Source organism: Nostoc sp. XA010, from assembly GCF_020829625.1.
Lineage (GTDB): Bacteria > Cyanobacteriota > Cyanobacteriia > Cyanobacteriales > Nostocaceae > Nostoc.
In genome coordinates, this window is record NZ_JAIVFX010000021.1 from 98550 (window position 1) to 105903 (window position 7354).

Here is a 7354-nt window from a genome sequence, read left to right on the forward strand (position 1 = left end):
TTAGCATGGGTTTCAAAGTTGGCATCGATACTCATTCTTTTTTTAAATTGGTATTAGAACTTGAATCACTACACATTACGTTTAAAATGTTGCTGGTTTAATAATTCTTAATTTCGATTGACAATGACAACAATTTCTGTTCCTTGTCCAGGTTGGCTCTGAATTGTTAGTTGCGCTCCAAGGTGTTCTGCCCGCTCGCTCATTCCCAACAATCCAAATCCGCCAATATCTGAGATCGTAGCAACCCCAAAGCCCCGTCCATCATCTTTAACGCGCAGGATACATTCTGTGTTCTCATACACCAATTCGACACGAATTTCGCCAGCATCAGCGTATTTAATGGCATTGGTTAATGCTTCCTGTCCAATTCGTAGTAAATTATTTTCAACCTCGGCAGGCATTGGATAGGCTGTGCCTTTGATTTGGTAGATTAGAGCGGTATCAGCAGCAGCTCTCATTTGAGTTACAAGGCGATGAAGGGCGCTATCTAAATTGCCCTCCTCCAATAGCTGAGAGCGGAGTGCTGACACTGAGCGACGCGCCTCAGCAAGTCCAGTTCGTGCTAGTTCATCAATTATTTCCAGGTGTGCCTGTGTCGCTTCTATATCGTCCGCTAGCACTTGGGTTGCAGCTCCTACTTGCACAAGAATGCCTGTGAAGGACTGGGCTAGCGTATCGTGAATTTCCCGTGCCATGCGGTTGCGTTCTTCCAGAATTGAGGCTTGCTCGGCACGTTTTTGATCACTAATGTCTGTAATTAGACTGTAGAATCCTCTCACTTGAGCATTGCGATCGCAATCCGGGATCAAGGTCGCACTAATGGATCTTTTACCAAGTGAAAAGGGAATTTCTGCTTCCAGGGTGACAGTTTGCCCTTCAAACACTTGATTGATAAACGGCTCAACCCGTTGATAAACCGTTTCACCCACGAGATCATGAACAGAATTGCCCAAAATCTCATCTCGACTACGGTTAAACCAGACCTCATAGGTGCGGTTGAGAAACCGATAGCGCTGATTTGCATCCACGTAGCTGATCAAAGCAGGCAGAGCGTCGGTGATTAGTCGTAATTCCTGTTCTCGCTGGCGCAGTGCTGCTTCACTTTTCTGTAAAGCTGCCGTTCGTTCTGTAACCTGTTGCTCCAAGGTACGGTTATAATTCGCCACGAGGTGTTCTGCTTGTTTGCGCTCTGTGATATCTTCAAAGGCTGCGATCGCATAAGCTACCTTGCCATGTTCGTCAAAAACGGGGGTTCCCCAAGCCTCCACTGGAATAATTTTGTTATTTTGGTGAATGTCTATATCATCAACCGTAGTGCGTTCGCCGCTCAATGCCCGGATAATTGGCAGTTTTTCAGTAGGATAGATTTGATCCGTTCCCATCACATCTGTCTTGACTGATTTTGGTCTTGGGGCCTTTCTGAGTACTCAGGTACTTTTGGCAGTCCATCTAAATCTGCTTTTAATTGCTGTCGTAGCTTTGCTTTGTATCTGCTGGCAGCACCGCTTCACTTAAATTGTTGAGAAAAAGCAGCTTTAAGACTTGCATTCGCGTAGCGTCTCCGTTGGCGCAGCCTCCCGCAAGGAAGGAGACTCGCTCTGGTGTAAATGCCCCAGCCGCTAATTGATTTTCTAGATACAACACGCCAACGAGCTTACTTTGATTCAGTAGTGGCAAACATAAGATTGATTGAGTTTGATGGTGCTGAATGTATGGTTGATATCTTTATGAATAACATTGGCTGTATGGATTCTGCCCAGAATGTCGCAAACAGCGATCGCAAGACCTAAAAAAGTGGATAAAGGCATGGGGCAGAAGATATCTGGGCGTTTGTGCATCCATTGTTCTAAAGACTCTCCCCCAAAATCTTCTAAGAGAATCACTAGAGTGCGTTGATAGTCCTGCTGGCTGTATGCCTTGACAACTCCTTCCAGATTGAGGGAACGAGTAATTTTATATTCCTGTCTATAGCGGGTTATTTCTTGAGGTGAGGGATAATCAAGCTTTAGCATTTTGACGACGATCCCTACTCCATCGTCTCTAATGCCCCGATACACCAGAGAATTAGAACTTTCGTATATTTTTTCTTGGATGGCAATACCAGGTAGAGCAATCATAAAGCCTTTCTGGAGAATCTGCTCTGGCCGATACTGGAAATATCTGCTTTTCATCTCGAAGGATGGTATCAATTAACTGACAAACTACTGTTGAGAATGGCACTAAGAAAAGCTCTAAGCTATACAGGATAAGCGCTATAGATTTTAAAGCTATTAAACAGTGTCGGGACGGGGCAGGCGATTTTCCTTGATGAAGTGTTGCGATCTAATGAAGTTTGCTCCTGGCGTAACCAGGAGCCTTGTTGGGATGCCTGTGGCGATAACACTATGCTATGCCTAACTCTAGACAGTGCAAAGATGTACGGCTTGTCCAAAAAAATTTTAGGTAGGAAAAGCTTACTCGTTCATGAAATACTTTCAAAAAGACGAGCAAGCAAACATCATAAATACTACTGTGACACTACGAGTACAAATCCTCAAGGATAAATTTAATCAAAGTCTGGGACTACCTTTTAAAGAATTATTGCAGGAATCTGCAATTAAGCAAGCAATCTCTGAGCTAAAAATTAAATATAAAAAGCGGTTATTTGACCCAGTTGTAACCTTGTGGGCATTTTTATCGCAGGTTTTAGATACTGACAAAACTTGCCATAATGCCGTGAGTAAAATAATTGCACCTAAAAGCAGAATCAGAGGTAGAAGTTCCGTCAACAGATACAAGCGGATATTGTCAAGCTAGAGCAAGACTCCCAGAGAAGTTATTAGAAAAACTTTTCAATGACTCAGCACAAAATCTAGAAGAAAAAATTGCAGAAGAATATTTATGGTGTGGTCGAAATGTGAAAGTAATAGATGGCTCAACTGCCTTAATGCCGGACACTGTAGAAAACCAAAAAGCATACCCGCAACCCAGTAGTCAAAAGTCGGGATATTTATGTTGATTTGCTGGCTTACAATCTACTTCGTAGCTTAATGTGGTCGGCAGGTACTACTTATACGACTCCTCCTTTGCGCCTATCGTTGCAAGGTACTCGCCACCATTTAATTAACTTTATTCCCAAACTAGAGGCTGCTGATTCTAAACAACGCCTAAGACTTTATCGCACTTTGCTGAAAGTTATTGTTCACAAGGCTGTTCCTGACCGTCCCGGTCGTAGTGAACCACGAGTCCGTAAACGTCGCCCCAAAATTTACCCCTTGATGACGAAACCCCGGCATGAATGGGAGCAAGCAATTGCAAACGGCTTAAACCACAAGCGTTTCAGCTTTTCTTAGTGCCATTCGAGACTGCACCCGTGAATCCCGAATCAGAGTGGGCATAGCCGGGGGGAGCGAATAGAATCGGGCCGAAGAAGAACTGAAAATCTGGCGCAGCCTCCAGATTACCCTCGCTGTGTAAAAATAATCCGGCTTCAACCCCATTACTGGTGATAGCAGGGTGTACATCTTGAGTGGTCTGTTGAACTACAGTAACGAGAATGTAGTCTTGGAGGTTTTGACCGACACCCGGCAAATCAACCACTACACAAATCCCCATTGCTTGCAAGTGTTTTGCATCCCCAATGCCGGAAAGCATCAGCAGCTTGGGCGAATCGAACGCACCCGCACTTAAAATCACTTCGGAGTTGACCCTGACTTGGTGCAACATTCCTTCATGCAGATATTCCACCCCAACAGCGCGGGTTTCCTCAAATAATAACCGAGTCACCAATGCACCTGTCATCGTCGTCAATTTCTGACGAAACAGTTCGCCAGACTCTTAAAAAAACGATGTCAAGCCGTGGTTGAAAGAACAATAGTCGAATTGTACAAAAATTAGAGTTTCACTACACCCCTAAACATGCAAGTTGGTTAAATCAAGTAGAGATTGAGTTATCTGTTTTATCTCGTCAATGTTTAGAGCGACGAATCCCAGATATACAAACATTATCCACTGAAATTGCTACTTGGGAAAAGCAACGCAATCTCCAACGCACTAGCGTCTATTGGCACTTTCAAACTACAGACGCACGGAGGAAGATGGAACGATTATACCCGACTGTGTGACCCAGCAAATTTGCCTTGGCAGACTACTAGGTTCTATAGAAGTTCATAAGCCCCTCTAAGGGAAACCTTCCGGTACACCCAGGATTTCGTCGCCAATTTCGCTAGAGATGCGATTGAACTTGGAGATTAAGTTTATTGGCAATGCGTTGTGAGGTACGCTCCGCTTTAATTAAATCTGCTGCTTTTTCGCCAATCATGATGGTGGGTACGTTCGTATTTCCCGTGGTCATCGTGGGCATGATGGACGAAAGGCTGGCAGGCTTACGACCGACAATTCGTTCATCAATAGCGTGAAGCTCACTGTTACTGCCAGGTCAAGCCAGCAGGCGCAACGATTCATTCCAGAGCCGATCAGCATTGTCTGGGTTCAGGGCGTAGGGGGCAACTCCGCTCATATAGCCGTTCCCGTTGGTGACGAGAGTGGCTTCATTGCAGTCCTCGAAATAGCGTCCGCCAACGCCTTTTAGTAGTGGAGAGGTTGCCAACAGAACGGAAGTTGCCGCACCCTGCGCTATTGTCTTCTGCCGCTCAGGTGGGGTTCTAAGACCGCCCGTATGACGCTGGAGGTTGGTTGCGATCGCTCCGGGCATCAGGGCATTAGCGGTAATGCCATCCTTGAACCAGCGTGCAGTAGCACCCACAGCAAAGAGGATGCTTGCAGTCTTGGACTGTCCATACGCCAACCACGGATCATAAGGACGGAACATGAAGTGAATATCATCGAACACAATGGGCGACATCAGGTGCCCGCTAGAACTAACCGACACGATACGGGCGGCACCCTCTGCAGCGAGAGCATCGTGTAGTCCGAGCGCTAGGGCAAACTGTCCGAGATAGTTAGTGGCAAATTGCATCTCCCAGTCTTCGGGTGTGCGCTGTTCGGGCAGTGCCATTACCCCTGCATTATTAACGAGGATGTGCAGCGGCTCACGCCAGGCAGCAATGAACTTGGCAATTGAGTTGCGATCGCTTAAATCAAGCGGAGCAACATGAATATTCCGGTTCCCAGTAGTAGCCATAATGTCAGCCGCGACTTGCGCTCCAGCATCGGTATTACGCACAGCTAGTGTGACGATCGCTCCAGTTTGAGCCAGTGCCCGCGCCGTTTCTACGCCGATGCCCGATGCGGCTCCCGTAACGATCGCCCGCTTGCCGGAAAGATCAATTCCTTCTACGACCTCGGCGGCGGTGGAATGTCGTCCGAATGGTGTTGTAATCAGTGCCATTGTGTATTCCTTTACAGAGGTCAAGTGTTCTGTTTGCCTAACATCGACCGATAAACGCTCAACAGGTATGATAATCTGAGATTGATCAAAGACAATCGCCCGTTTCTAAATAGATGAATACGCCGGATTTTGGACGTTAGATTTGCTGAGAACCGTTCGTGCTGTGCGACCTGCTTTAATTAAATCCGCTGCCTTCTCACCAATCATGATGGTGGGTGCGTTCGTATTTCCGGTCGTGATGGTGGGCATGATGGAGGCATCTACAACCCGTAACCCTTCAATTCCATGTACCCGCAACTCAGGATCGACCACTGCCATTGAATCAATGCCCATTTTGCAAGTGCCAACAGGATGCCACACTGTGCTGCAATTGTTGCGGATATAAGCAACGAGTGCTTCATCACTCTGAACCTCAGCACCTGGAGCAATTTCTGCACCACGAAACTCATCAAAAAAATTGCTATGAAACAATTGCCGCATTAATTTAATTCCCTCAACCAGCTTCTTCACATCGGTTTCATTTTGCAGATAGTTCATCTGCAAAATCGGTGTGTCTTTAGGATCAGGCGTTCGCAAACCGACACTGCCAATATTTTGCAGATGGGTCAAAGCGACTGCACCGGTAAATCCAAATGCCGCTGGAGCATAGCCAGGGGGTAAGAGCTGAATGGAACCGAATAGAAACTGTAAATCGGGTGCAACCGCTGAATTCCACTTGCTATGCAAAAATAATCCAGCTTCCCCGATACTACTGGTGCTGGCAAAGTGTAAATCCTGAGTTGCCTGGTATACCACAGGAGAGAAAATGTGGTCTTGCAGGTTTTGCCCAACACCTGGCAGATCGACGACAACAGGAATCCCTAATGTTTGTAGGTGTGCTGCATCCCCAATGCCGGAAAGCATTAGCAGCTTGGGCGAATCGAACGCGCCCGCACTTAAAATCACTTCCCGCTCAACCCTGACTTGGTGCAGCATTCCCTCGTGCAGATATTCCACCCCAACGGTGCGGGTTCCCTCAAACAACAATCGAGTCACCAATGCCCCAGTCGTTATGGTCAAATTGCGACGCTGGAGAATAGGCACAAGGAACGCAGCAGCAGCACTGTGCCGTTTACCCTCCTTGGTAGTTTGCTGATAGAGTCCGGCTCCTTCCTGCTGCGTACCATTGAAATCAGGATTGTAGTCAAATCCCATTGCCACACATGCCTCTACAAATCGTTGAGAAGTTGCAGTAGGCGCAATGGGATCGGTAACGCTCAACTCCCCATCAACTCCGTGGTAGGCGGAGGCACCGCGTTGCTGGTGTTCAGATTTCTTGAAATAAGGCAAGACATCCTGGTAACTCCAACCGGGATTTCCCAACTCCTGCCAGTGGTCATAATCGTGATGATTGCCTCGGACATACATCATGAAATTAATCGAACTGCTGCCTCCTAAGACTTTGCCACGGGAACAAAAGATTTTGCGATTATTCAAGAAGGGTTCTGGTTCAGAGAAATAGCTCCAGTCCACCTCTGAGCCTAGTAGATTGACGCACTGCGCTGGGATGAAAATCTCTGGTTTCGTATCTGGGTTACCCGCTTCGAGTAGTAACACAGTTGTGTCATTGTCTTCGGTTAGACGATTGGCAACCACACAACCTGCTGACCCTGCACCGATTACAATGTAGTCATAATTAGTCATAAAGTTCTCTTCCTCTGTTATCTACAATGGATAAATGGAGTCAAGAATGAATTCATTTAAAGAGCGATTGCTGAGATACTGTTAGTTATTTGATTTACAACACCCGATCTGCTGAATTTAACTGCGTACCAATGGTGTATCCACCAAATGTTCTGCCAGAAACCAAACTTGCGTCTCATTGGTTCGCAGGACTTAGCTCACTAACAAATCGTTAAATTGGGATTACTTCACAGCAGTACTTGCTGCTTCAATCACTTTGGCAACCTCTTTTGGATGAGAGATAAAAGGAACATGACTGGAGTTAACTTCGGTTGTCTTAGCTCCAATCCGTTTAGCCATAAA

The 7354-nt window shown here is 46.3% G+C and carries 8 protein-coding genes and 1 pseudogene; 3 read left to right on the forward strand and 6 right to left on the reverse strand.

From position 1 onward, the window contains the following. Positions 1–107 precede the first annotated feature (107 nt). The 3 genes from LC608_RS25015 to LC608_RS25025 all read right to left on the reverse strand — a co-directional run bounded on the left by LC608_RS25015 (position 108) and on the right by LC608_RS25025 (position 2117). The gene (locus LC608_RS25015; RefSeq protein ID WP_229556147.1) at positions 108–1382 is read right to left on the reverse strand and encodes a PAS domain-containing protein; all 1275 of its coding nucleotides are present in this window, start codon (positions 1380–1382) and stop codon (positions 108–110) included. Between the two features lie 79 nt (positions 1383–1461). Next, positions 1462–1677, reverse strand: a complete 216-nt coding sequence (locus tag LC608_RS25020) for a GAF domain-containing protein (protein ID WP_229556148.1) — start codon at positions 1675–1677, stop codon at positions 1462–1464. Then, complete coding sequence (locus LC608_RS25025; protein ID WP_308189918.1) at positions 1665–2117, reverse strand: serine/threonine-protein kinase; 453 nt, start codon at positions 2115–2117, stop codon at positions 1665–1667. Before LC608_RS25025 ends, LC608_RS25020 begins: the two co-directional genes overlap by 13 nt. Before the next feature lie 611 nt (positions 2118–2728). On the opposite strand from LC608_RS25025, the gene LC608_RS25030 reads away from it, so the two are divergent. Together LC608_RS25030 and LC608_RS25035 are read left to right on the forward strand one after the other, a co-directional pair. Further along, complete coding sequence (locus LC608_RS25030) at positions 2729–2998, forward strand: hypothetical protein (protein WP_229556149.1); 270 nt, start codon at positions 2729–2731, stop codon at positions 2996–2998. Between the two features lies 1 nt (position 2999). Continuing rightward, positions 3000–3332 (forward strand): hypothetical protein, encoded by a 333-nt coding sequence (locus LC608_RS25035; protein ID WP_229556150.1) that lies wholly within the window; start codon positions 3000–3002, stop codon positions 3330–3332. Here LC608_RS25035 and LC608_RS25040 read toward each other — a convergent pair. Next, entirely contained in the window at positions 3319–3780 is a 462-nt protein-coding gene (locus tag LC608_RS25040; protein ID WP_229556151.1) for a GMC family oxidoreductase N-terminal domain-containing protein, read from the reverse strand. The genes LC608_RS25035 and LC608_RS25040 overlap by 14 nt on opposite strands. A 77-nt stretch (positions 3781–3857) precedes the next feature. On the opposite strand from LC608_RS25040, the pseudogene LC608_RS25045 reads away from it, so the two are divergent. Continuing rightward, positions 3858–4103: pseudogene (locus LC608_RS25045) on the forward strand (transposase); the annotation flags it as partial. Positions 4104–4417: 314 nt separating this feature from the next. On the opposite strand, the gene LC608_RS25050 reads toward LC608_RS25045, so the two are convergent. Together LC608_RS25050 and LC608_RS25055 are read right to left on the reverse strand one after the other, a co-directional pair. Continuing rightward, positions 4418–5329: an SDR family NAD(P)-dependent oxidoreductase gene (locus tag LC608_RS25050; RefSeq protein WP_229556152.1), complete on the reverse strand. Its 912-nt coding sequence runs from the start codon at positions 5327–5329 to the stop codon at positions 4418–4420. A 105-nt stretch (positions 5330–5434) separates the two neighbouring features. Beyond that, a complete protein-coding gene (locus LC608_RS25055; protein WP_229556153.1) occupies positions 5435–7012 on the reverse strand; it encodes a GMC family oxidoreductase in 1578 nt (525 codons plus the stop codon). Positions 7013–7354: the final 342 nt, after the last annotated feature.